Source organism: Salmonella sp. SAL04202 (assembly GCF_046550775.1).
Classification (GTDB): Bacteria; Pseudomonadota; Gammaproteobacteria; order Enterobacterales; family Enterobacteriaceae; genus Salmonella; species Salmonella enterica.
Map to the genome: position 1 here is coordinate 138,061 of NZ_JBGDXK010000003.1, position 25,437 is coordinate 163,497.

At 48.0% G+C, this 25,437-nt stretch carries 20 protein-coding genes and 2 pseudogenes; 10 read left to right on the forward strand and 12 right to left on the reverse strand.

What is annotated here, in order from left to right; all coding sequences use genetic code 11:
• Positions 1-104: 104 nt before the first annotated feature.
• The 3 genes and pseudogenes from ACLJQJ_RS14475 to ACLJQJ_RS14485 all read left to right on the forward strand — a co-directional run bounded on the left by ACLJQJ_RS14475 (position 105) and on the right by ACLJQJ_RS14485 (position 5,353).
• A pseudogene (locus tag ACLJQJ_RS14475) lies at positions 105-400 on the forward strand (Arm DNA-binding domain-containing protein).
• Positions 401-748: 348 nt separating this feature from the next.
• Positions 749-3,636 (forward strand): annotated as a pseudogene (locus ACLJQJ_RS14480) (AAA domain-containing protein).
• A 292-nt stretch (positions 3,637-3,928) separates the two neighbouring features.
• On the forward strand, positions 3,929-5,353 hold the full coding sequence (locus ACLJQJ_RS14485; RefSeq protein ID WP_063809725.1) for a DNA cytosine methyltransferase: 1,425 nt from the start codon (positions 3,929-3,931) through the stop codon (positions 5,351-5,353).
• A 42-nt stretch (positions 5,354-5,395) separates the two neighbouring features.
• On the opposite strand, the gene ACLJQJ_RS14490 is transcribed toward ACLJQJ_RS14485, so the two are convergent.
• The 5 genes from ACLJQJ_RS14490 to ACLJQJ_RS14510 form a co-directional block, all read right to left on the reverse strand.
• Entirely contained in the window at positions 5,396-6,604 is a 1,209-nt protein-coding gene (locus ACLJQJ_RS14490; protein WP_063809724.1) for a type II restriction endonuclease, read from the reverse strand.
• A gap of 122 nt (positions 6,605-6,726) precedes the next feature.
• Entirely contained in the window at positions 6,727-7,053 is a 327-nt protein-coding gene (locus tag ACLJQJ_RS14495; protein WP_223229619.1) for a DeoR family transcriptional regulator, read from the reverse strand.
• Positions 7,054-7,463: 410 nt separating this feature from the next.
• Complete coding sequence (locus tag ACLJQJ_RS14500; protein WP_000532939.1) at positions 7,464-8,180, reverse strand: YebC/PmpR family DNA-binding transcriptional regulator; 717 nt, start codon at positions 8,178-8,180, stop codon at positions 7,464-7,466.
• A gap of 558 nt (positions 8,181-8,738) precedes the next feature.
• Positions 8,739-10,370, reverse strand: a complete 1,632-nt coding sequence (locus ACLJQJ_RS14505; protein WP_001541445.1) for a class I SAM-dependent methyltransferase — start codon at positions 10,368-10,370, stop codon at positions 8,739-8,741.
• 4 nt (positions 10,371-10,374) lie between these two features.
• Positions 10,375-10,632, reverse strand: coding sequence for a YjhX family toxin (locus ACLJQJ_RS14510; RefSeq protein ID WP_001054381.1), 258 nt, complete (start codon positions 10,630-10,632; stop codon positions 10,375-10,377).
• 487 nt (positions 10,633-11,119) lie between these two features.
• On the opposite strand from ACLJQJ_RS14510, the gene ACLJQJ_RS14515 reads away from it, so the two are divergent.
• The 4 genes from ACLJQJ_RS14515 to ACLJQJ_RS14530 all read left to right on the forward strand — a co-directional run bounded on the left by ACLJQJ_RS14515 (position 11,120) and on the right by ACLJQJ_RS14530 (position 14,828).
• Positions 11,120-11,728 (forward strand): DUF1062 domain-containing protein, encoded by a 609-nt coding sequence (locus ACLJQJ_RS14515; protein ID WP_000864865.1) that lies wholly within the window; start codon positions 11,120-11,122, stop codon positions 11,726-11,728.
• A gap of 251 nt (positions 11,729-11,979) precedes the next feature.
• The gene (locus ACLJQJ_RS14520) at positions 11,980-12,975 is read left to right on the forward strand and encodes a membrane protein (protein WP_001240360.1); all 996 of its coding nucleotides are present in this window, start codon (positions 11,980-11,982) and stop codon (positions 12,973-12,975) included.
• Between the two features lie 275 nt (positions 12,976-13,250).
• Complete coding sequence (locus ACLJQJ_RS14525; RefSeq protein ID WP_023207039.1) at positions 13,251-14,162, forward strand: STM4504/CBY_0614 family protein; 912 nt, start codon at positions 13,251-13,253, stop codon at positions 14,160-14,162.
• Between the two features lie 204 nt (positions 14,163-14,366).
• On the forward strand, positions 14,367-14,828 hold the full coding sequence (locus ACLJQJ_RS14530) for a DUF302 domain-containing protein (protein WP_001654330.1): 462 nt from the start codon (positions 14,367-14,369) through the stop codon (positions 14,826-14,828).
• Here the strand turns inward: ACLJQJ_RS14530 and ACLJQJ_RS14535 are convergent.
• Positions 14,825-15,499 (reverse strand): dienelactone hydrolase family protein, encoded by a 675-nt coding sequence (locus tag ACLJQJ_RS14535; protein WP_039590222.1) that lies wholly within the window; start codon positions 15,497-15,499, stop codon positions 14,825-14,827. The genes ACLJQJ_RS14530 and ACLJQJ_RS14535 overlap by 4 nt on opposite strands.
• 349 nt (positions 15,500-15,848) lie before the next feature.
• Here ACLJQJ_RS14535 and uxuR point away from each other — a divergent pair, with 349 nt between their 5' ends.
• Positions 15,849-16,622 (forward strand): Uxu operon transcriptional regulator, encoded by a 774-nt coding sequence (uxuR, locus tag ACLJQJ_RS14540; protein ID WP_000841654.1) that lies wholly within the window; start codon positions 15,849-15,851, stop codon positions 16,620-16,622.
• On the opposite strand, the gene trpS is transcribed toward uxuR, so the two are convergent.
• The gene (gene trpS / locus ACLJQJ_RS14545) at positions 16,623-17,636 is read right to left on the reverse strand and encodes a tryptophan--tRNA ligase (RefSeq protein WP_001523659.1); all 1,014 of its coding nucleotides are present in this window, start codon (positions 17,634-17,636) and stop codon (positions 16,623-16,625) included.
• A 716-nt stretch (positions 17,637-18,352) separates the two neighbouring features.
• Between trpS and ACLJQJ_RS14550 the strand changes: the two genes are divergently transcribed.
• Both ACLJQJ_RS14550 and ACLJQJ_RS14555 read left to right on the forward strand, forming a co-directional pair.
• Positions 18,353-18,883 carry an Hcp family type VI secretion system effector gene (locus ACLJQJ_RS14550; protein WP_000907671.1) on the forward strand — a complete coding sequence of 177 codons (531 nt, stop codon included), beginning with the start codon at positions 18,353-18,355 and terminating at the stop codon, positions 18,881-18,883.
• Between the two features lie 238 nt (positions 18,884-19,121).
• Positions 19,122-19,856 (forward strand): aspartate/glutamate racemase family protein, encoded by a 735-nt coding sequence (locus ACLJQJ_RS14555; RefSeq protein ID WP_000683247.1) that lies wholly within the window; start codon positions 19,122-19,124, stop codon positions 19,854-19,856.
• Positions 19,857-19,861: 5 nt separating this feature from the next.
• On the opposite strand, the gene hypT is transcribed toward ACLJQJ_RS14555, so the two are convergent.
• From hypT to ACLJQJ_RS14580, 5 genes are all read right to left on the reverse strand, one after another.
• Positions 19,862-20,770 carry a hypochlorite stress DNA-binding transcriptional regulator HypT gene (hypT, locus tag ACLJQJ_RS14560; RefSeq protein ID WP_000383513.1) on the reverse strand — a complete coding sequence of 303 codons (909 nt, stop codon included), beginning with the start codon at positions 20,768-20,770 and terminating at the stop codon, positions 19,862-19,864.
• A gap of 118 nt (positions 20,771-20,888) precedes the next feature.
• Positions 20,889-22,061 carry a beta-aspartyl-peptidase gene (iadA, locus tag ACLJQJ_RS14565; protein WP_063809601.1) on the reverse strand — a complete coding sequence of 391 codons (1,173 nt, stop codon included), beginning with the start codon at positions 22,059-22,061 and terminating at the stop codon, positions 20,889-20,891.
• A 12-nt stretch (positions 22,062-22,073) separates the two neighbouring features.
• A complete protein-coding gene (locus ACLJQJ_RS14570; RefSeq protein WP_000211979.1) occupies positions 22,074-22,535 on the reverse strand; it encodes a YjiG family protein in 462 nt (153 codons plus the stop codon).
• Positions 22,532-23,203, reverse strand: a complete 672-nt coding sequence (locus ACLJQJ_RS14575) for a nucleoside recognition domain-containing protein (protein WP_000068752.1) — start codon at positions 23,201-23,203, stop codon at positions 22,532-22,534. The genes ACLJQJ_RS14570 and ACLJQJ_RS14575 overlap by 4 nt, the downstream gene beginning before the upstream one ends.
• 871 nt (positions 23,204-24,074) lie before the next feature.
• Positions 24,075-25,259: an MFS transporter gene (locus ACLJQJ_RS14580; protein WP_063809600.1), complete on the reverse strand. Its 1,185-nt coding sequence runs from the start codon at positions 25,257-25,259 to the stop codon at positions 24,075-24,077.
• Between the last annotated feature and the right edge of the window lie 178 nt (positions 25,260-25,437).

Here is a 25,437-nt window from a genome sequence, read left to right on the forward strand (position 1 = left end):
TTATTTTGTGGTCTTTCCGTATTGGTCGTTTTTCATCCATTAACATCCACGCGATCTGGGGGCAAAAAAGGGGCAAACCCGGTTCGATAGAGGAGTGCCCCCAAATGGCGCTTACAGATCTCGCAATCCGGCATGCCAACCGCCTGGCAAGGCATACAGGCTCTTTGACTGCCACGGTCTTTACATTCAGGTGAACCCCAGCGGATCCAAGCTGTGGTATCTGAAATTTCGCTTTGTAAACAAAGAGAACCGTATGGCATTAGGCCCTTATCCGCTCATTTCTCTTGCACTGGCAAGGGAGAAGCAAGCGGATATAAGAAGGCTTATTTTAGAAGGTATTAATCCGGCGGAAAAACGCAGAGAGGAAAAGCGGGGGGGGGGGGGGGGCGAACCTCTTTAATACGTTTGAGTCCGTAACGCGCGAATGGGTTTCCAGCAACGTGAACTGGTCGACGGAACATTCGACAGCGTTATTTTCTGAATTTACAGGTTCCAATATTGCACTGAACGCTGTCCAGTCGGGTTCACGGGCTTCTGGAGCGTGCTGCGCAACCGCTGGTTCAGTTATAACGCTTTTAGGTGACATGCAGCATGATATGGTCGTTTTCTGAACTCCGTATAACCTGAGTATTTTTATCGAAGCGTGAACAAAACATTGCAGCCAGCCTTTCAACGTGGACAATAGTTATCCATACGGTGATTTTATATTCGATAAATCAATGGGTTTCATTGAAACATAGGACTGGTAATGGATGACAATGCTTTAGGGTTTGCCTCATACTGGCGCAATTCGCTGGCAGATGCTGAGTCAGGAAAGGGCAGCTTTGAACGCAAAGATGCCAAAAATTTCACCCACTGGCATGGGATAGCGGCGGGACGTCTTGACGAAACTTCAGCGACAGGCTTGGACACTCCGGGGATAAGTTTCCGCTGGCAAAGGCTCAGCGCGATGCCTTAAGCCATTTTCTGGATGCGAGGCATGGCGATATCCTTGCCGTTAATGGTCCCCCGGGGACCGGAAAAACCACGCTGGTGCTTTCTATCATCGCCACGCAGTGGGCCCGAGCGGCTCTCGAAAAATCTGAGCCTCCGGTTATTATCGCGACTTCAACGAATAACCAGGCTGTAACGAACATTATCGAGGCGTTCGGGAAAGATTTTTCCCAGGGCACTGGTGCAATGGCCGGACGATGGTTGCCAGATCTGAAAAGCTTCGGCGCTTATTTTCCCTCAAGCACTCGTAAAGCCGAGGCCGCCAAAAAATATCAAACTGAAGATTTCTTCAACCAGGTTGAGTCAAAAGAGTATGTAGAGGATGCACTGCTGTTTTATCTGGAGAAAGCTAAGGCAGCCTTTCCTGAAAAAGAGTGTTCATCCCCTGAAAAGGTTATTGAACTCCTGCATGGTCAGTTGGCAGCAAAATCCGAACAACTGGTAAGGTTGAACGCTGTATGGCAAACGTTAAGCCAGGTTCGGGCAACGCGAGAGCTTATTGATAACGATATTGAGCAATATCTCGATAATTTAAATAAATTACTCTCCGGGCAAGAACAAAAAGTCACTCTACTAAAAAGTGCTAAAGCGGAATGGAAAAAATATCGGGCCAGTGAATCACTGATCTATCCATTATTTTCCTGGCTTCCAGCGGTTCGCAGTAAGCGGCAGTACCAAATACAACTGTTTCTCGAAGATAAATTAGGTGCGCTGATTGCGGGGAATCAGTGGTCTGATCCTGAAACCATCGAACGTAATATCGATAGGTTGCTTAATTCCGCCGAGCGCGAGCAAACAACCTACCGGCAGCAGATTGACTCCGCGCATGAAATCGTTCTTAAAGAACAGCAGGCGGCTCAGGAATGGCAGAGGCTGGCATTTGATTTAGGGCATGAGGGCGACGAGGAACTGAGCTTCTCACAGGCAGATGAACTGGCTGATACGCAGATTCGCTTCCCTGCATTCTTACTGACGACCCACTACTGGGAAGGTCGTTGGTTGATGGATATGGCCGGCATTGATGATCTACAGAAAGAAAAGGGCAAGAAAGGTGCTAAAGGGGTAACAGCTCGCTGGCAACGCCGAATGAAACTTACCCCATGCGTGGTCATGACCTGCTATATGCTGCCCGGCAATATGCAGATAAGTGAACATAAAGGGCAGCGTAAATTCGAGAAAAGCTATTTATATGACTTCGCCGATTTACTCATTGTCGATGAAGCCGGGCAGGTGCTTCCTGAAGTGGCTGCTGCCTCGTTTGCCTTAGCTAAAAAGGCATTAGTGATTGGTGATACGGAACAGATCCCGCCAATATGGAGTATTACTCCTGCTATTGATATAGGTAACATGCTGGCGGAAAAAATTCTGTCAGGCAGTACGCAAGAGGAGATTACTGAGAAATATACGGCAATCGCAGAGCTTGGTAAAAGCGCCGCATCTGGCAGCGTCATGAAAATAGCGCAGTGTGCCTCACGCTATCAATATGATCCCGAACTGGCTCGTGGAATGTACTTATATGAACACCGCCGGTGCTTCGATAATATTATTGGATACTGCAATACGCTCTGCTATCACGGTAAGTTGTTGCCTAAAAGAGGGTGTGAAGAGAGCAATTTAATGCCAGCAATGGGTTATCTCCATATTGATGGTAAAGGAGAGCTGGCAAGTAGCGGAAGTCGATATAATTTGCTGGAGGCTGAAACGATAGCGGCCTGGCTGACAGATAACCAGCAAAGTATTGAAGCGCATTACGGAAAATCGCTTCATGAAGTTGTCGGTATCGTGACGCCTTTTAGTGCGCAGGTACCGACCATCAAACAGGCGCTGGATAAACAAGGCATCAGCGTAGGCACCAATGAAACGTCGCTCACGGTGGGCACCGTGCATTCTCTTCAGGGGGCGGAAAGAGCGATTGTTATATTCTCGCCAGTCTATTCAAAGCATGAGGATGGTGGGTTTATTGATAGTGATAACAGCATGCTGAACGTTGCTGTCTCCCGTGCGAAGGACAGTTTCCTGGTCTTCGGCGATATGGACCTGTTTGAGATCCAGCCAGCCTCATCTCCGCGGGGATTGCTGGCAAAATATCTCTTTGAGTCAGAGAAAAATGCACTCTTTTTTGACTATAAAGAGCGTAAGGATTTAAAAACTGCCGAGACCAAAATCTACACACTCCATGGTGTGGAGCAGCATGATAATTTCCTGAATCAGACGTTTGAAAATACCGATAAACACATCACGATAGTTTCTCCATGGCTAACCTGGCAAAAGCTGGAACAAACCGGTTTTCTTGATTCCATGATTGCGGCATGTTCACGTGGTATTAACGTCACGATTGTCACTGACAGAAGCTATAACACTGAACATAATGATTTTGAGAAGCGAAAAGAGAAGCAGCAGAACCTCAAAGCGGCGCTGGAGAAACTTAATGCCCTTGGTATTGCGACAAAACTGGTCAATCGTGTTCATAGCAAAATTGTTATTGGTGATGATGGTTTGCTGTGCGTGGGATCGTTCAACTGGTTTAGTGCGACACGTGAAGCGCGATATGAACGATACGATACATCGATGGTTTATTGCGGTGATAACCTGAAGGGTGAGATTGAGGCAATTTACAATAGCCTTGAGAGGCGTCAGGTTTAGGGTGGGAATCTTGATTAGCCATCTTATCGATTGTTTTCCAGCGTAAGATGGCTGTATTACCTGGTGTGATACAGAAAATATATGATTTAGCAAACAATTATGTATGCCTGATACTGTAAGATTCACTGCGCAGTTTGTATGTACGCCCCAGAACAATTGGCAACACTATTGGCTAGCTCTCATAATTAGTACGCTCTGTTGAACGCATATACTGATCAAATATCCAGAACAAATCGTTTCATCTGGGTCAAATGAGTGATATATTTTCACCCATAAACCCCGAGGAGGCATTATGTCTGAATTCGATTTATTTGCGCAGGAACTGCTAGAAAAAGCAGAAGCAGAAGAAAAACAACAACAAGAGCGCGACAGGAAGCTGATTGATCGGGTGCTTGAAATTTACGACCAGAAGTATGTCGCAGAACTACTAAGAAAAATAGGTAAAAATGAGTGGAGCCGCGAAACACTTAACCGTTGGGTAAATGGCAAGTGTGAGCCAAAATCGCTCACCATGGCTGAAGAAGCGCTGTTACGGAAAATGTTGCCGGAGCAACCCGCTCATCATCCTGACTATGATTTCCGCTTTATTGACCTGTTTGCCGGTATTGGTGGTATCCGTAAAGGATTCGAGGCCATCGGCGGGCAATGCGTTTTTACCAGCGAATGGAATAAAGAAGCGATACGTACCTACAAAGCAAACTGGTACAACGATGAAGATGCGCACACATTCAATCTGGATATCCGCGAAGTCACGCTAAGCGGAGAAGAAGGCATCTCAGAAGAGAAAGCCTACGCTCATATCGATCAACATATCCCGGATCATGACGTCCTGCTGGCCGGTTTTCCCTGCCAGCCATTCAGTCTGGCTGGAGTAAGTAAGAAAAACTCGCTCGGACGCGCACATGGATTCGAATGTGAAGCGCAGGGCACTCTGTTTTTCGATGTCGCCCGCATAATCAAGGCAAAGCAACCAGCCATTTTTGTGCTGGAAAACGTGAAAAACCTTAAGAGCCATGACAAAGGCAAAACGTTTAAAGTCATTATGGATACCCTTGATGAATTAGGCTATGAAGTCGCTGATGCCAATATCACAGGGAAAGATGATCCTAAAATTATTGATGGTAAAAATTTCCTGCCACAACATCGTGAGCGTATTGTTCTGGTCGGATTCCGCCGTGACCTTAATATCCATCAGGGATTCACATTAAAGAATATTGATAAATTCTACCCTGAGAAAAGACCAACATTTGGTCAGCTTCTGGACTCTGTGGTTGACAGTAAATATATACTGAGCCCTAAGTTATGGGAATATCTCTATAACTATGCTAAAAAGCATGCTGCCAAAGGTAATGGATTCGGTTTTGGTCTGGTTGATCCGAATAATGAAAATAGCGTCGCGAGAACATTATCCGCTCGTTACCATAAAGATGGATCTGAAATTCTCATCGACAGAGGATGGGATAAAGAACTCGGCGAAATCGATTTCTCTAATCCAGAGAATCAGGAACAAAGGCCAAGAAGACTGACGCCCCATGAATGCGCAAGATTAATGGGATTTGAACAACCCGGAGGAAAGCCATTCCGAATCCCCGTTTCCGATACTCAGGCCTATCGCCAGTTTGGGAACTCAGTGGTCGTTCCCGTTTTTGAAGCCGTGGCAAAACTGCTTCAGCCTTATATTATGAAAGCCGCTGCTAGTAAGGTGACCAAAAAATAATATAAACAGATCCCCCCGGAATTTATCCGGGGGGAAACAGAATCAAATTATTTCATCGGCATACAATGATTTAGTTTCATCAATAAATGTTTCTAACGAAATAAGATATTCCCGTATAGCTTTTGGGTACTTATCATGAAAGCTACTGGGAACAACTAACCTGACCCTTTCCTGCTGCATCTCTTGAAATTGAGCAACAGAAACACCTTCCTGAAGGGTAAATAGATAAATATCCTGAATCCTGTCTGCCTCATTTAATATCTGCCGCCAGCGATCTTTACAGGTCGTTTTTACCGCTAACATACGCAGCTTCTGCTCTGGAAAAGCTTCATTGTGATAAGCTTGCGCAGAGGGGAATAAAAAATCTGGTTTCTTATTTCCTTCCGTAACGGCCTGAGTCTCAAAAGTTTTCAGTCCATACTCATTAAAAAGCTGTTCAAGATGCAGCTCCAGTGATTTTCCGGCTCGTGATTTTCGTCTGTTGCTCACGGAATTCGCCAGTGCAATAAATTCATTTACGGAACCAAACCCAGACTGAACTATACCCAGCACATGCATTTCCTCCACCAGCAGAAAAATTTCGTATTCAACACGACGACGTTCAATCAGTTGCTTATCCGGGCCTACGACATTGGGGGAATAGTGAGCTGCTGCATACTGGATAATCTCTTTACCCGAAGGGAAATTTGTTCTCCACTCTTCCGGAAGACAATACCCACTGGAAACCGGTTCTTTTAAAGCCAGACCGCCCAGAATCTCATTTGCGGGACCATAGACTAACGATCCGGGAACAATTTCTCCGAGCGATGACTCAACAATATCTTCTTCTTCAGCGTCATGACACACCCAGATATCAACGCATTGACAATCTGCTCCCTGACGATGATCAAACGCCAATAAGGCCAGTGCCCCCGTGTTTTCAGCGTTTTGCAGAGGATTCTTTCCTCCTCCCCATCGGGTGATACGCTTTTCATTTCGGGTCTTACCAAAAAAACGTCCATTGTAATAAACGGCTCTGGCCTCACTGTCCGGGCAACTGTGCGAGGAGGTATGTGCATTCAGCGTCACGGACGGGTTAAGATCCCTTGTATGATTAATTGAAGGGAAAAGATGCTCAACAATGCCAGAAGGTATGTAAATGCCAACCTGATGCCCGCCCGTCGCACCGGTATCGTTGGCTGACAGGCGCTTGATGAACATATAGGTGTCACTGGTTGACTTATCTAAAAGCCATGAATGTAGCCCCGACATCATCACTTCCTCGCTGTAAAAATATCTCTGATTTATAGAGGTTATCCTGCCACAGCTCTGCTTTTGTGAATACTCACGATGCCGTTTTATATGATGTCGTTCTTTTCCTTGTTCTCCCGTATTTAGTTCAGATCCCAAGATACTTTAAAAACCGTTTTCTGGTCGTTTTCTGAAATCTCAGTTAAGAGATTTTCACGTGCCAGGGTGCGCAGGTCATTACGCGCAGTGTTATCCGATACGCCAAGCGCTTCCGCTACGCCTGCCGTGGAATATTTCTTGCCAGGTTCCGCCAGAGTGATGTTCAGGAGTGTGACTTGCCGTCCACTCAGCCGCGATAAGCGCCCAGATTTATACGAAAAAAGATCAATTCGGGCAGCGCGGGCAACCAGATTGTCTACATGCTGTAAAAGCCTTGTCGTAGCTCGATGGATAATACTTGTAGTGGTCAAGTAATCGGCCACGGTTCTCGCACTATGGTCTGTAGCGCGCTGGTGGAGTCACACCTGTAGTCAAGCGACGCGTAGAGCGCCAGATGAACCATTACGAGCGCAAGCAGAATTTATAAGGGCGGTGCCTTAAAGAGCACAGGGAGATTGTAAGTAGCCCGATATTGCTGGCTTTTGCTTAGCTTGCTGACGGGATTCGTCGTATGAAACATGAAAATTACCTCATGTTTTATATAAGGATTCGACACTATATCAAAACCGGTAACTCTCAATCTTTCAAAGCTATGTGTCAGATCAGGTCGTGATAAGACACATAAATTTAAAGATCTATATATCTGGCCAGATAGACTTTTTTATAACAGCTTTATAAATTAAACAAATCTGCCATAGAGACAGATTTGTTTAATTTATAATTAGAGGTTTGCAACGTTATGATATACTTTTTGCACATCATCATCATCTTCAAGGGCATCAACAAGTCCTTCAAAGATTTCTAAATCTTCTGGTGAAAGTTCAACTTCTGATTGAGCAATCATTTCTAATTCTGTTGTTGAAAATTCAGTAATTCCAGCTGCTTTTAGCGCTGCAATTCCTTTGTGCAGGTCTGTAGCTTCAGTATAAATAACGATGTTTCCTTCTTCTTCGGTTACATCACGAACATCAACTTCAGCATCAAGCAAAATTTCAAAAATATGGTCAGGGTCTGTTCCTTTAAATACAATCACTCCAGTATTGTCAAACATATAGCTGACAGCACCTGCCGCTCCGATATTCCCGCCTTTTTTATTAAAAATTGTGCGGATATTAGCAATCGTACGGTTAACATTAGACGTCAACGTTTCAGCGATAACCATTGAACCATTGGGTCCAAAGCCTTCATAACGCCCTTGCACGAACGTTTCATCTCCGCCACCTTTGGCTTTATCAATGGCTTTATCAATAACATGTTTTGGAACCTGTGCTTGTTTCGCACGTTCAATAACGAATTTTAAAGCTGAGTTTGATTCCGGGTCTGGTTCACCTTGTTTAGCCGCAGCATAGATTTCTACACCAAATTTTGCATATACTTTAGACGTTGCACCGTCTTTAGCCGTTTTTTTAGCAACAATATTTGCCCATTTACGTCCCACTGGAAACATCTCCTCAAAAAATTATTTACATTAATGGCAGGTTAATAACCTGCATGTTTTTCTGCCGTATTATATCATAATATATAAATTCTCGTCTATGAGAAATAAAAACATCCAGCTTTTACGGGGATTACTTTGATTTTAACAATGGCTAATATGGTGGGTAAGTCATTTTTTAATTTTCTTCTGGTTCTTTTTTTATTTTTAATAATTGAATCGCAGCAATAACGTCTTATTGATGGTGGTTTCGCTCATCAGGTGAGGTGGAACGCTTGCACGTCTTGCGACATATTGTGGCAGAAACTTAATGGCGAAATTAAGAGCCTATCCCATTAGGGCTATTTTACTTGCCATTTTGGACCTGGGCAGTGCTCAAAATCCTCACGTACTACGTGTACGCTCCGGTTTTTGCGCGCTGTCCGTGTCCAAACTGGCTGCGCCAATAACGCCTGGTGGGATAGTCTCCAAGACGATATATTCCCGCCTTGAGCCGTGTTAATTTGTTGCATACTTTTAAACGGAGGTATACCTCTTGTAGGCTATACCTCCTGCTTCACGTTATCGCGCGATTAACGCAAATACGCCCCAGCCAAAGTATTCTCGCGTCCAGGTGACGTGACGTTTGGGGGCTACCGTCAGTTCTGTTCGAACCTCTTGCGCAAACTCATCGTCAGGGTTTTCCTCCAGCCAGCGGCGCATGGTCATCCACTTCGCGGCTTCATATCTGTCCCAGCCTTGCGGGTCCGCCAGCACCATTTCCACTACGTCATAGCCGAGTTGGTCGAAAAAGGCGACCAGCTCGGGCAGGGGACGAAAATCGGCGACGGATGAGACGCCACAGGCGTGGGCGATCTCTTCCGTTGCGGGGATCTGACGCCAGTACGGTTCACCGATGAGAATGATCCCGCCTGGTTTGAGGCTTTTGGCCAGCAGATCTATTGTCCCCGCGACACCGCCCGCAATCCAGGTCGCGCCTACGCAGGCCGCCACGTCATATTTTTCCTCGTCGATATAACCGGCCGCGTCGTTATGAATAAAATGTACGTATTCACTGACGCCGAGCTCTTCTGCACGTTGTTTTGCCTGTGTGGTGAAGAGCGGGCTTATGTCAATGCCAGTACCTGTAACACCGTAATCGCGAGCCCAGGTGCAGAGCATCTCACCCGAACCGCTACCGAGATCGAGAATCCGCATGCCTGGTTTCATGCGTAACGCATGGCCCAGCGTGGCGTACTTTTCCGCTGTAAACGGATTATGGATACGGTGTTCGCTTTCGCTAATGGTAAAAATACGTGGGATATCCATTGGGTTATTCCTTTTACTGAGGGCAATACCCTCAGAAGTGGATGCTTTTTCAGCCAGCAGCGCAAACAGCTTGCCTGCAAAAGTCTCGCCGACCGGCCAGGTGTGACTGTCCGGGCGCTGCAACACAGTGAAGCCAGCATCACCAAGCAGGCTGATATATTCATCATCGCGCCAGGCCTTCATTTGACTGCCGAAACGGGTGGTACAGCCGTTTTCCGCTATCGCCCAGAACTGCGTTGAGCTGGTTTGGGCCTCTTCATCCCAGGCATTTTCCGTTAACAGCAGATGAGGCTCGGCAAGAAACAGGCCGTGCGGACAACGCTGCCAGCCTGGCTGCGCCATGCCCTGGCGTTTAACTTCATCGAAGGTATGCACTTCAACAAGCAGTTTGCCATCCGGTTTCAACCACTGAGCGCAATGACTGATGAGGCTTTGCGCATCAGCAGCGCTAAAGACATTCAGTTCCCCAAACGTCATCATAATGAAATCAAAAGGTTCCGTGGGGTGGTATGTACGAATATCCTGCTGAATGTAGTCAATATTCAGGTTTGCGGCTTGCGCCTGCTGGCGAGCCCATGTGATGGATGCCGGAGAGAAATCTACGCCTGTGCAGTGAAACCCACGCTCCGCTAACAGGCGGGTATAAAAACCGGGGCCACAGCCGAGATCCAGAATGCGGGCGCCAGCGGGTAACTGACGGGTAATCCATGTTACCTGTTGCTCAATCACGGTTAGCCGGCGGCTGGCCCAGTCGTGGTCCTGCGACAGATGATTTTCCAGCATGCGTTGGCTGAAGGCTGGCTCGTCCCAGGGGATTTTGCCTTCATCGGGTAATAGCCGAATGTGATGCGTTGCAAAAATAACGGCGCTGATATCCATCATCATCTCCTTAGCGATTATCAGGCTGGGCGCGAACGCTGTTCAGCCCGGTTGTATTAATGCGGTAGGGCTGACCGTTAACGGATTTGATCAGCTTTTTGGTTTTGAGTTTTTTGAATACAGCGAGCGTGCAATCGGCGAGCAACAACCCTTCGCGGCTATAGCACTCAACGGCGGTGACGCGGCCTGACGCATCGCGGATGTGCGTAATGCGTCCGCCTTTGGCGAGAACGTGTAAGGTACGTTGTTCCTGACGGGATAAATTCATACTGAAGAACCTGTTTAATCATCATAGGCAAAACGTGCAAACACACTGCGGTGTCCGCATTCGATTTCGGCGCATTGATAATCAGTCCGGCCTGAAAAGGTCGGGGAACTGATTATCAGATGATGACATTCTCCAGCATCAAAGCCTCGGGTTGAGTTGAAAGGTATTTACGTCGTGAATGATAACACCTGATTTCTGTAAGTGAATAACCGGGAGTGAAAAATGTGATCTCAAAGGGAGGATCATGCGTTTAGTAAGTCAGTTGAATAGATCCTGCCGCTACCATAATGAATATTGATTAAACTCATATACCCGATAATGGCCGTTTTGATAATCTCGGCGTATCTTTTTAGCCATTGACAGGGTTGTTGCGTTGGAAATCTTTTTTTAACCCACTGAAAAATATCACTTAAATATTTTTCATACACAAACATTTATGGTCCGCTGAGTTCGGATCCGGTTTTGTATGGGTTAAAAAAGGTACGTTATGAAAGTCATATGGACTGTCACTCCTGTGGGGTATCAGCGCATAGCGAAACGTTGCCCTTCATGCAGCGTAAAACGGGACTTCACGCCTTCTGGGGCATTTCGGGTTAATTCGCAAAAGAAGGTACTCGATGTCTGGAGTATCTATAAATGCACACACTGCGATTACACCTGGAATATCTCCCTGTTCTCGCGCCTGCCAGTCAGCAAAATTAACCGCGATCTTTATGGCCGACTGATGGCGAATGATGCCGCCACGGTGCAATATTTTGCTTATGACAACGCGATCCTGAAGCGAAACAATGCTGAATTATCGGGGCAGCCTGATTTTCACATTCAGGAACGGTGGCTGGTCAGTATCGCCTCCCACAAGCAGGTCAGTGTTAGCGTCAGGATTTCCCGTTCTTTTCAGGTCAGCCTGCTGTCGATTTTGAAGAAGCAACTCCTGCTAAGCGCAGCCGAAATCAAGAGACGGATTGAAACAGGGCAAATAAGTGGCGTCACGATGAAAATGCTTAAATCGCGAAAACTGAAGAATGCGAAATATGATTTGCAGCTCTCAGTTGAAACACTGTATGACCGGCGAAGGATTGTTCTGACCCGTCGATAAAAATAATAAGCTCACCTTACGTTTAAGTGTGCTGGTATGGCAACGAAGTAACGGAATGAAAGAAGGGTTAAGGGACAGGTGAGCTTTAGTTGAATAACCCTTGTCTGTGGCATTCAGTGAAGACTGAATGCCATGGATAATCCAGATTTTCGCACCAGTGATGATATTGTATGGATTCTTTGCGCAAGCCAGCAGAATGACAAAGGGCGATGGGTTACAATTATCTGTAGAGTAAACAAAAGGAATATAATGTGGCGCTATACAATATCTCTGAGAAAATACTGACTACCCTTGAAAAAACATCTTTCACCATCGAAAGGCTGCAGGAACGCTATGATCTTCAGGAGGCTATCAAGAAGAATATTGATATTGTCGCGCCGGGCTGCCTTGTCATATCCGAAGAATTCTCTGATTGGGAGGATAGTCGGCGGAGGATTGATTTATTAGCGATTGACAAGCAGGCCAATTTGGTTGTCATTGAACTGAAACGTGATGAAATCGGCGCGCATATGGAACTGCAGGCGCTAAGGTATGCGGCAATGATTTCAACGATGAGTTTTGCGAAAGCATGCGAATATTATCAGGCATATCTTTGGAAGCATGGGATCGATGAGAATGCAAAAGAGAAGTTACTGGATTTTGTGGAGTTAGAAGAAAACGAACTCGCTGATTTTGGTAAAGATATTCGCATCGTTCTGGCATCAGCGGATTTCAGTAAAGAATTAACGACAACCGCAATATGGCTAAGAGATAAAGGTGTCGATATTCGCTGTGTTCGCTTAACGCCTTACAACTTTAAGGGTGAAGTGCTGATTAATGCTGAACAAATAATACCAGTCCCTGAACTGGAAGAATATCAGGTCAGATTCAGAGAGAAACGCACGGAACAAATTATTAGCAGTCAAAAGTCGGAGAGGGATTATTCCTTATATAAATATAAAGGAAAAACCTTCAATAAACGGAAGCTTGCACTTGAACTTTTCACTGACTGGATTAATAAACATAATCCTGCGAATATAGATGATCTCAAGAATAAATTGAGTGAAGACTTACAGAAAAGAACAGTAGCACTGGTTGAGCAGATCCCTGAAAAAAGGAAAAACAGATATCATATGCAGGAAGATGCGTTGATTGAGTTGCCGTCCGGTGAGCGTATTGCTATATCGAATCAATGGGGGTTAGGGACTATAGAACTGCTTATTGATTTTGTTCGTCAGGATAATTTTGTAGTTGAAAAAGTGGGTTGACAGGAAGTAATAATAAAATAGATTCCATTCATTAATGGGATCTCACGTTTCATCCGATACGAAGACCCTGGTCTCTTTGTCAGTAGCATCATAATTACGCAAGCCTCTTTACTTTGCTTATCATTTATATTTAATGTAAATATTCACGCAACACCATTAAAAAATAAGAAAAAATGGCTCACTGTTGAGCTGATATTAATACCTGAACCACTGAATTAGAGTAATGTGGCGCTATTCATAGCGTAATTTTTTCTGTTGCGGTTACAGGGGGAGGAATGCACACCTTTAGACCATACTCACTAAGGCATAGCGATCTGTTATATGAAGATATTCCGTTAGAAATACGCGAGCAAATAATCTTATTGATTATTAATACGTTAGGGAATTGCTCCTCTTTTTATGATATGACATTATACTGCTATCATAATAGTCATTCTGACGAAGTTTATCGAAGAATATGTAAAACGTTGCGCAAAGAGTATGGCTTATTCACCTTATATGCGCATTCAACGTCATATCTGGATGAAATGAGTAATCTGTTATTAAAAACAGATGATAAAAGAAAGCATATTGATACCATTGAGCTTGCTTTTAACTATATAGATACCTACCTTCGAACCTATGAAGTTACGCTTGGGTTAGAACCGGATAAGGCGATTAGTGAATTAAATAATATATTTCATGAGCATAGTTTAAAATATCGCTATGAAAATGGTAGAATTGTAAGGTTGCGCAGAATAAAACGGCTTAAAAACATATGTTATTATTTGTACTCTCCTGGAGAGTATGGCTTTGTCGAATATGATCTTATGGAAGCGTATAATCGCCTGATACTTAATGATTTTTCCTGTGTCGTAAAGGAATGTCATGCAGCCTTCAGAAGCGTTCTTCTCAGAATTCATGAGAGAAAAGGTATCGTATATCATGAACAAGATAGTTTAAATACCTTAATGGCTAATCTGATGGCGAGAGGCGTTATATCTGCTGAATATGCACATAAATTTCATTTTTTAAGTGACGTGCTGGAGTCAGAAATATTTCTGCCGATGGCGCCAGAAAAATCGCATCATCACTACGCAATGATGCTCCGTATCTCTGAAGAGTTGGCCTGTAGTATTTATTATCTTACTGAGCGGAGTATATTTTTTCTTACCCAGCGGGCTGAAGAAGATAGTGTCGCGCCATAATAATGATCGCGCTGTCGCTCAGTCAGATTGGATCATCGTTATTTAAATTTGTTCAGACGTCGGAATTTTTTGTTCTGCCGTCTGTTTTTTTAGTGATGAGCTGTTCAGTGCAATAATAAGGGGTACAGTACGATGACTGATTTTTAAACTGCATATCATCTGTGTCGCATTTACTCATGGGTATTGGGTCAGGGAGAGAGAAGAATGAGCACTATTTTAAAGCCTTTTTTATTGGCGGTAACCCTGATGTTAATCTTAATAAGGCCTGGCTTTGCAACGGAGGATGGAGCGATAACCATGGTTAAAACCTACAGCGCTTATGACTATTTGCAGACCCGAGCGCGGTTGATGCACGCTGTTGCCGATCACGGTCTGGTGTTATTTGGGGAATTTGATCATGCCAGAGCGGCACAGAATGTTAACCTGAAAATGCCGCCGACAACGGTTCTGGTCTTTGGCAATCCTAAAGGCGGAACGCCTCTCATGCTGGCGCATCCCGAACTGGCGCTGGATTTACCGTTTCGGGTGCTCATTAGCCAGCAAGCCGATGGGCGAACGTTAGTCAGTTATCATCCCGCTGAAACGCTGCAACGTTATGGTCTTGATGCCGCAGATATACAGGCTTTGAAAAAACTGGAACAGCTCGTTGAAAAAAGTCTCCACTAAAGCTGAAAATCGGGCGATGTGTTTGCACGGGTGATGTCGCGAATAAATGCGCTCACATCGTCCATTACCTGATGCGACAAGGCGGCATCGAACGTGGCGCTATCAGCATCACAGAACCCGTGCCGCGCATCGTACATTTTACACTGTACCCGGGGGCGCTTTTCCAGCGTCTGTCGCATGGCGAGGGGATCAAACGCCGGCTCATAACGCGCGATAATAACCAGTGCCGGACAGAGAGGCGCAAGATGAAGGTACTGGCGTATACGGGAACCGTAATAGCAAATGACGCCATCGCATAACCCACTGGCTGCACTTAGCCATGCGAGCGTTGCGCCGACGCTATATCCTACGACGATTAGCGTCTCGTACTGCGTTCTGAGCTCGTGGAGTAATGTGGTAACGACGGCGGGATCAAAGCCGACATTTGCTGAAAAGTGACGGTAAGCCTCCTGCTGCTGTTCATAGCGAAAGGGGGTATGGTGAGGAAACAGCGCGGGAATATAGATGTCGAATCCGCGCGTCATCCATTCATGGCCTGCGCGTTGGATATGAGCGTTAATACCATAAATTTCATGCAGAATAATCGCTGCCCGGCGATGGCGGCTCGACAAACTGGAGGCGTTGCTTCCCCCGGATACGCCTGGGGCGAAAAACACGGTGTCTTTTATCATAACGCGTTCTTGATACAAAGAGAGCGGCTGGATTTTCGCCGATCACGCTATGTCAGAGACATTGTTCCTGTCAATGTACAGACACATTTTATGGCCTGATTTTTGGTTGATAAATTTTATATTGGTAAACCAATGTGCTGTTCATATTCAGGCATCAGGGCTAAAGGTGGAACATCAGTCGTGTATTGTCTACTGCCTTTCCTTTCATCTGGCCTCACTAGCGAAACGGGGCGCATTATTATTTTGTTGGTTGACCAGTTTCGCGTTTTTGGTGTGCTATGCGTGCTATCCCTCTTTACAAATGCTATAGTCTGATACCGGGAAATCGCATCGGACGGGCACGACCAATATGAAATCAAACACTTCTCAGCAAAGACCTTACCAGGAAGTGGGCGCAATGATACGGGATCTGATTGTTCAGACGCCGTACCGCCCCGGGGAGCGCTTGCCACCGGAAAGAGAGATCGCTGAGAGGCTCAATGTGACGCGTACCGTCGTGCGTGAAGCACTGATCATGCTGGAAATTAAGGGTCTGGTTGAAGTCCGCCGCGGCGCCGGGATCTACGTGCTCGACAGCGCGGATAATAACGAGATGGAAGGCGCTGACGTCAATCACTGTAATGACGCCGGGCCTTTTGAACTGTTGCAGGCGCGTCAGTTGCTGGAAAGCAATATCGCTGAATTTGCCGCTCTGCAGGCCACCCGCGAAGACATCATTAAAATGCGCCAGGCGTTACAACTGGAAGAGCGAGAGCTCGCCTCCAGCGCGCCGGGCGGCTCAGAAAGCGGCGATATGCAGTTTCATCTGGCCATTGCCGAAGCGACCCATAACAGTATGTTGGTAGAGCTCTTCCGTCAGTCCTGGCAATGGCGTGAAAATAATCCGATGTGGCTCCAGCTTCATAGCCATCTGGGCGATACGCTTTACCGTAAGGAGTGGCTGGTCGATCATAAGCAGATCCTCGCGGCGTTAATTAAGAAAGACGCCCGCGCAGCGAAGCTGGCGATGTGGCAGCACCTGGAAAACGTGAAGCAGCGTCTGCTGGAGTTTTCCAATGTTGATGACATCTACTTTGATGGCTATCTGTTTGAGTCATGGCCGCTGGACAACGTTGATGCCTGATTATACCTGGAATAGCGTGGGCAGGCCCAGTCCACGTTTTACTTCCTGTAGCGTCTTTTGAGTGACCTCATGCGCCCGCTCGCTACCTTTTTTCAGTAATTCCATTAGCATTCCCTTATCTGCAATAAAGGTTGCCCGTCGTTCGCGTATGGGCGCGATCAGTTCTTGCAGGCAGGTCTCCAGCTCATTTTTACAGACACGGTCGCCTAATCCGCCTTGTTGATAATGTACTTTCATCGCCGCGACTTTGGCTTTATCCGGATGGAACGCATCCAGCCACGTAAAGACGACGTTACCTTCTATTTTTCCCGGATCGCTAATTTTTAAATGACCGGGATCGGTGTACATTGCGCTGACCGCACGGTGGATGGTCTCTTCGCTGGCGGAAAGAAGCAGGGTATTGCCGAGCGATTTCGACATCTTGGCGCTGCCGTCAATGCCTGGCAGACGGCCCGTATCGCTCAGGAGCGCCTGACAGGGTCGCAATACCGGCGAGGAGAAAAGACTATTCATCTTATGAACGATCTCATTCGTTTGCTCAATCATGGGCAATTGGTCGTCGCCAACCGGTACCATTTCGGCCTTAAAGGCGGTGATATCTGCCGCCTGGCTAATGGGATACGCCATGAACCCGACCGGCAGGGAACGGGTAAAGCCTTTTTGGGCAATCTCATTTTTTACCGTAGGATTACGCTCCACTCGGGCGACGGTAACAATATTCATATACAGCACCGTTAATTCAGCGAGGGCGGGTAACGCGGATTGCAGGCAGATCGTCGTTAGCGCGGGATCGATGCCGACGGCCAGATAGTCAGCTAACACTTGCGGAATATTATCGCGGATTTTTTGCGGATTACTGCCGTTATCGGTGAGTCCCTGCAGATCGGCAATCAGGACATACTGTTGGTGATCCTGCTGTAGCGCGACGCGCTGGCGCAGTGAACCGACATAATGGCCGAGGTGCAACGAGCCGGTGGGGCGATCGCCAGTCAGAATGATGGGAAGGGTGTTCATTAAGGACTCCTTTATGCTTACTGTAAAGCCGAAAGACGTCCCGAAACGCAGTAGCCGCCTTTCGGCGGCTACTTAAAAAGGGATAGTGATCCGTGCCGCCTTCAGGAAGGCAGCCACCAGCGGAGATGACGTTGCGTAGCGTTGGATCGTTTCGTGTTCATGTGATCTAACGTATCACGACTAAACGTAAGGGTAAAGCGGCTGGCGTGTCGTCCGGGCATAAAGTCATATCGCCTGAACAGAGAACATGTTACTGACTTTGAAACGCGATTTTATAATCTGCTGCCCAAAATACGTGGCGCTGAAAGGCGCATTTTTGATGCAAATCATTTATTACTGTGATAACACTGCGCGCGATAAAAACATTAAATATATTCACATAGTAAATATGTTCTATTGAAATGGTTGTTTTCGATATGACAAAAGTCTAAAAAACCCATTGATGTGAAAAGGAATAAGAATTGTCTATATTCCGATTCGGTGTAATTAAGTAATTTCTCGGATAAAAATAAGAAATGATATTGATATTTCTTTTTTGATATGGTTCTTATAGCGGCTATGGTTATTCAGGAAACGATGCTTGAATGCCTGGCGTAATAGATTTCAGGTCAGTAGCGCTATTGTAAAATGGATTGTTGATGGCAGAAGGTATTTAGCAAGAATCCAGTTATAGCAGATTGTCGGTATTTAATCTGGTATACAGAGACACCAACGAAATGGCTGGAAAATGGAACGTTCTTTCATTGTTGGCGTTCCGTCCTTGTCAGCCTGCTTTGCCGCATGATAATCACGGAGGGGGGATGGACGCCATCTATTTAAAACTGGACGGTATTGAAGGCGAAAGCCGGATCAAAGGTTTTGAAAACCAAATAAAACTTATTGCTTACAACCACAACCCGACGAAACGGGAGTCCGGCGAAGCGAGAGGGACATATATTGGAGGGTTGACGCTGACAAAGCCAGTCGATCTTGCTACGCCTGGCCTCTATGAGCACTATTGTAACGGGAAAACGGTGAAAGAAGGCGTGCTGACATTATGCCGTCGTGATAAGGGCGCAATGCTGCCATTTATTATTTATACGCTCACCAATGTGCGAATTTCACGCATGAGCAATCATGGCGACGCCGAAGGCAGCGCCACGGAGACCGTGGATTTGGTTTATAGCCATATTCGCTGGGATATTCCCGCATTAGCGTCGAAAAGCAAAACACGGCGGCCTCTTCACCGACAGGCGCTGTGGCGATGAGGACAAAACAAGCTTGCGGACTCGCAGTGGGCGATGCTGTATAGCGAAATGGCATTTAGCGGCTTGCGAAGGCTGGTGAGCGCTCATGTAACCAATCGATTGCCTGAAAAGGCGATAACGCATGGCCCTTACACCCGTTATGATTTTTACGCATAGCCGCTAATAAAACGGCATTTTTTATATACACATCAAGTTGATAGTGTGTTTCTGACCTTGACGTAAATAAGCGGGAAAAGCGATGAAACACACCATTGGGATACTGGGGGGGATGGGACCTGCGGCAACGGCGGATATGTTGGAAAAATTTGTTGAATTGCGACATGCCAGTTGTGATCAACAACACATCCCGCTCATTGTCAGCTCTATCCCTGATATTCCCGATCGTACAGCATGTCTGTTATCCGGCGGGCCTTCGCCATACCGTTATCTGGAGCGTTATCTGCATATGCTGGAAGACGCCGGGGCGGAGTGTATCGTTATCCCATGCAACACTGCGCATTATTGGTTTGATGATTTACAGAACGTCGCGAAAGCGCGAATGATCAGCATCCTGGACGCTACCCTGGGGGATATTCCGCCATCGGCGCGGCACGTTGGTCTGCTGGCGACCAATGCGACGCTGGCAACCGGGTTATATCAAAAGAAAGCGCTGGCGCGGGGGCTGACGTTAATTCAGCCAGAAGACGCGGGGCAGGCGTTGGTAATGCAGGCTATTTATACGCTTAAACGTGGCGATAAAACTGCGGCGCAAGCGCTGCTGCTGCCGCAAATCGATAGCCTTATTGCCCGTGGCGCTCAGGCAATTATTATGGGGTGTACCGAAATTCCGCTTATTGTGGCCGGACATGAACGCGCGATAGCGTGCCCGATGATTGATTCCACAGCGTCGCTGGTGCGCGCGGCGATTCGTTGGTATGAGTCCTGGCCAGACACCCGCGCCTCTTTGACCGGGGAACAACGCCTTACCGCCTGAGGTGTTTACAGCGCGGCCTGAAGTCCACGCAGGTCGCGCCAAAATGTTTCGGCTACCTGACTCATGCGGGTATTCATGCGATAAGCATAAGCCTGGATCGGGATAACCAGTTCGTCGGCATCAAGCACTATCAGGCGCCCGTCGGTAATCTCCTGACGGATAGCATACTCGGGCAACCAGGCGATTCCGCAGCCGTCCATCGCAACCTGTTTTAACAATTCACTCATCGAAGAGACGAAAAATGTACTGAAACTCAGTTCAGCATGGCGAGTCAGGGTACGATTTATCAATCGGCCCATATAGGAGTTCTGACTGTAATTAAGCAGGGGAAAGTGCGGTTGCTCAAGCGTATAGCGCGGCTCGCCCCGGCCATTGCTGGCGCAAACCGGAAACAGTCTCGACTCAAACAGGCGGATGTTATCAAACGGCGCTTGTTGCAGGTTTTCATCGTGATAAGAAAAGATAAAATCGCTTTGTCCCTCACGTAACATATCCACCGCCTGGTCGACATCTATCGCCTCAACGGCGTAGGTAAACTGCGTCGGCATCTGCTTAACGATGGTCGGTAACAGGCCGAGGGAGAGCGAGTGGGCGGCGGCAATCTTGATTTTACGCAGCGTATAATCGCTGCCGCCGCGCAGTTCGGTCAGATTACTTTCCAGTTGCTGTAACAGGTGGCGAACCTGGGAGTGAAATATTTTACCCTGTTCGGAAAGCTGTAGCGGCGAGACCTGTCGGTTAAACAGTTCAACGCCCACGGCATGTTCCAGGGCGCGAATCCGCCGGCTAAAAGCGGGTTGCGATACGTTGCGGATAATGGCGGCCTGAGAGAAATTGCGGCACTTTTCCAGCGTCAGAAAATCATACAGCCATTTTGTCTCAATATTGTGCAAACCTGCTCCAGTTACATCCATTTACCGTTATCCTGTCAGCCGTCCGAAGGGGCATTCTACGTCCATTCGGGCGGCTGACAACCGCTTATCCCGTCCTCTTTCAGAATGCCGTGATGGGGCAGCCTGAAACTAGCGGGAATTACGCCGGTTCAAAGGTACCTTTTACGCAGGCTTTCCCCTCATTGACCATGCGTTTGCCGCGCGCATACACCTGCTCAATGCGTAAATCTGCGCTAAAGACGAGCAGATCCGCATCGTTACCGGGACGGATTTCGCCTTTGCTGTCCAGACTGAGGAAGGCGGCTACGCTGGTCGTCAGCGGGCGCAGAGCATCGGTCAGGCTGAATCCGTAGTGGTTAACCAGCGTCTGCAACGTCTCCAGCAAACTTTCGAAGCCCGCGACGCCGATACCCGTCAGATTTCCGGCAGCGTCAAATAGCGGCTGGCTGCCGTTACCGTCTGAACTGAGCGTCACCCGGGAAAGCGGGACGCCGGCTTTTACCGCTCTGGCAATGCCCTCCGCCGGCGCGACGGGATCCGGGATACTGGTGGTCATGTCGATCACGCCGCCTTTAAGCGCAAACGCCAGCGCCTGCTCGAAAAGAGATTCGCTACGGTTGACGTGGGTAGGCAGCAGTTTACCGATCGGCACGTCGCTGTTTTCCAGGATGTCATACAGCGGCTGTAACCCTTTTTTGCTGCTGCCCATATGAAAAACGCTGACACCAGGTTTGCCCCCCAGCAGGCCGCCAACGCGTGATTCGGCGGCCATGCTGGCGAGTTGATTCCCGCTGGGCGCGGCGGAACGGTGGTCGGAGACTGCGCATTTCACGCCAATGACGCGGTCGATCAGCGCGACGTCTTTTTCTACCGAGCCAGTAATGGTCGGCGACGGAACGTGATAAGCGCCCGTGAGCATCCAGGCGGTGATCCCCTCCTCATTTAGCGCTCGCGTTTTGGCTAACAGCGACGCGGGATGACGGCTGACGGAGTCGGTGCCAAGCAGACCGACGACCGTTGTTATCCCGGCTTCCGTCAGGCGGCTCAGGGAGACTTCCGGCGTCCGCGTCGTCGGCCCCGCTTCGCCGCCGCCGCCGATCAGATGAACGTGTTGGTCGATAAAGCCCGGGCACAGCATACGACCGCTAAGATTAATCACCGCACAGTCCGGTACGATATCGCCGGGGATGTCAGCGCCGACGGCAATAATTTTGCCATTCGCGAGTAGAACATCGCAGATGCCCCGGTCTTCTGGCGCAAACAGGTGTGCACCCTGTAACAAAGTAAACTCCGCGGCGGATAAATCAGGCATGATAACTCCTTATTAAACAATAAGCTGCATGACCCAGATCGACAGCAGCGCATTGATGGCGCAGACTGCGATAATATGCGGGTAATATTTGGCGTTGACTTCGGCAGTACCGAGACAGCGGCCGACATTCTGTACCGGGTTTCCCATCAGGTAAATGGCTGGCAGTAGTACGGTAACATCGTGGCCGCTTAGCGCGCCGGCGGTAGCCAGACTGGCCGCCACGCCAACGGCGCCGCCCATACTCATCAGCGAAGCCAGAAGCACCGTAGCCGCTTCGCCGGGAAGCCCCCACAACGCCATCACGGGCTGGCAGATATGGCCTACCCAGTCGAGCAGACCGGTAATTTTCAGCGCCTGAATAATGACAAATGCCATGACCACATTGGGTAACAGGTTGGTCGTGGCGATGGTAAAACCGCGGCGTGCGCCATCGATAAACATATCCATGACATTCTTACGTACCTGAGTCGTCATGATTGGGCTCCTTGCGCAGGGTGACGGCGTTCTTCGATGTTAATCCAGACGCGCAAAAGGTTTGCGCCGATAAATTTGAATAGCAGAATGACCACCAGCGGAATGATGACTGACGTCCCCAGAAAGGCGAATACCGCAACGCCGGAGGAGAAATAGTTGGTGATAATAGCGCTGCCGCTGGTCTGCCAGGCGGCAAAAATCACTTTATCGCGTTCGGTGATTTCGCCTTCCTGCGCCAGCTCTTTGGTCATACCCGCCGCGGCGTCGGTATTTTGCAGGTTGGCGATCAGCGCCAGTGAGCAAATACCGGGAATGCCAAGCAATGGTTTCAGGATAGGCGTCATCAATTGCTGCGCCGCCCGCAGACCGCCCAGTCCATCCGTAATCGCGATGATACCCAGAGAAAGGATAACCGACGGTGCCAGCTCCAGCGCAAAAAGGAAGCCATCTTTCGCGCCCGTTCCGCCCGCGCCGCGAAAGGTCTGCGTACCGGTCACATGACCGAATGACCCGTTGAGTACGGTAAAATCAAAAACGCGCCACCAGCCTTCGCTTCCGGAAAATACGCCGGAAAAGAAAATAATGGTGAGAAAAAACGCCAGGTATCCCTTTATCCCGACCTTTTCTGTATCAAGCGGCATGGCCGCCCCGTCCACTTGTTGCGCCATAGCGATCCCCGAATTTTTTTGATGATGTGTTGGTTGTAGCCACAGGCCAAAAAGCCCGAAACAGAAAGACCTTATCAGTCATGAGGGTAAGGGCAAAATGCAAGTATGTATCGTGCTATGCGTTTCTTGCATAGCAGCGCGAAAAATCACCATCCTCGCTACTGCCGGAGACGCGGGGAACCGTGGACGGTATAACGCGCGGTAAAAAAGCAAAGAAACAGGTGTTGACGCAGGCCGGAGCCGGGAGCAGGAAAAAGGAGAAATAAATTTGACGTTAGTCAATTTCACGCCACTTAATTATCGTTGTTAAAAAATAGGATTTTTTAACCTAAATTTTACTTTTTTACTGTAATTTTTCACGCCTTAAGAGGAATTGTCACGGTCAGGTCAGTAGCCGCTGATGGGTCAGCTTGCGCCCTAAGAATCCTACGGGCAGGTAATAAAAAACGAATAATCGAATTAATTTCATGATGTGATTTATTTATAATTGTGATGATTTGAGAGGCAGCGAAAATCATCATAATGGAATATATAGCCAAAATAATTCGAGTTGCGTAAAGGCGGCAAGGGAGTGAGTCCCCAGGAGCATAGATAACGATGTAACTGGGGTGAGCAACGGCCCGTCAGGGCGAGGCCCATGGATGGGCCGGGTAATCCGTAGCCAACACATAATCCACTTGAAGTATGAAGGGTATATAAAATAATAGGCAGATTGATAACACTAAAAACCATAGAATAAGTATAGTTTTTAGTGGCATCTTTACCTTGAAATAACGTGTTGAGGATGTGCTATTAAAAACAGATCCGCATTGCGCCGCGAATAGCGTTAAAGATACAACCCGGTGCGGATAGCGCGGGTTTACTCTACCGCTTATTCACGTATCACAAACCGTTTTTGTTTTATCTGCTGCGCGGCGCTGATCAGCGCGGCAAAAAAGAGCGCCGCGGCACCGCAAAGCGTGGCGTTGATAATTGCCGACGCGCCATTGCCTGACAGACTGGCGGCGAGCGGACCGAGAATTTGCCCAATACCATACGTTAGCGTCACCAGGCCTAACAAATTAATATTGCCCGGCGCGCTGAGTTGTCGGGCTAGCGGCATCACCAGCGAGGTTGTGCCCATAAACGTGGCGCCAAAACCAATACTGCTCAGTATTAACAGCAACAATGAGTCGCTGGCGAGAGACAGCAGCACGCAGGCGCTCTGGATCAACAGGTTCGCGGTCAGACATGGCAGGACGCCCCAATGTTTTGCCGCCCACAGCCAGCCGAAGCAGCCGGGAATGATCGCCAGGCCGACCAACGACCAAAGATGCGCCGTGAGTAGCGGAGAGCCCGCGCTTTTCGCCATCAGCGGCAAATAGGTAGCGACAATGATGTAGCCGAATCCGGCGAAACCGTACAACAGCGCCAGTTGCCACCAGGGCATAGGCTGATTTTCGATTCTTGCTAAGGGCGCAGGCGGCAGCGCATGAGCGCGGGGGGGAATCAACATTGCCACGATTAATAGCAATATACCGGCGAGCGCTCCGGCCCCCAGCCATAGCGAATGGGCCGAAAGCGCATAATGTAAACCGCCAATGACATATTCGTTGCCCAGTGCAATCCCGGCCCCGACGCCGGAAAAGAGCGCGGCGATCACAAACGGATGGCGGGTATGATGCAACACAATCATTGATCCAAAAATCATCATTCCCGCGCTCGCGACGCCTGCCAGGAAGCGCACCAACATGACGACCACGGGTTGGGTAAATATCGCCATGGCCAGAATAAGAATACCGGTGGCGACCGCCGAAGCCAGCAGCATGGGGCGTAGACGAGAGGGGAGATGAAAAAGGCCAAAGGAAAACAGTAAGCTTCCCGCCAGGTACCCTGCATAATTGGCGCTGGCAATCCAGGAGAGTTGGTTAAACGTTAGCTGCTTTTCCGCCAGCATTACCGGCAGCATGGGCGTATACAGAAAGCGGCCAACTCCCATCCCCAGCGTCAATACCATCATACCGAAAAGCGCCGTAAAAATGGGATGGCGAGGTGAAGCGCTCTGAGCATGAACCATGGTTTTTCTCTTTGCTAAAGTAAGGCAGGAATGCCGGATTGTTGTTGCAAATGATAATAAAAAGTAAAATTAATGTTTCAAATTTGCAAGAAAAGAAAGTGAAGCGCAGGCGAATAACGGATTGAGAAGAGGGGCATCGGTGGGAAATGGCATTAAATTAATGCCTCCCACGTGCGGG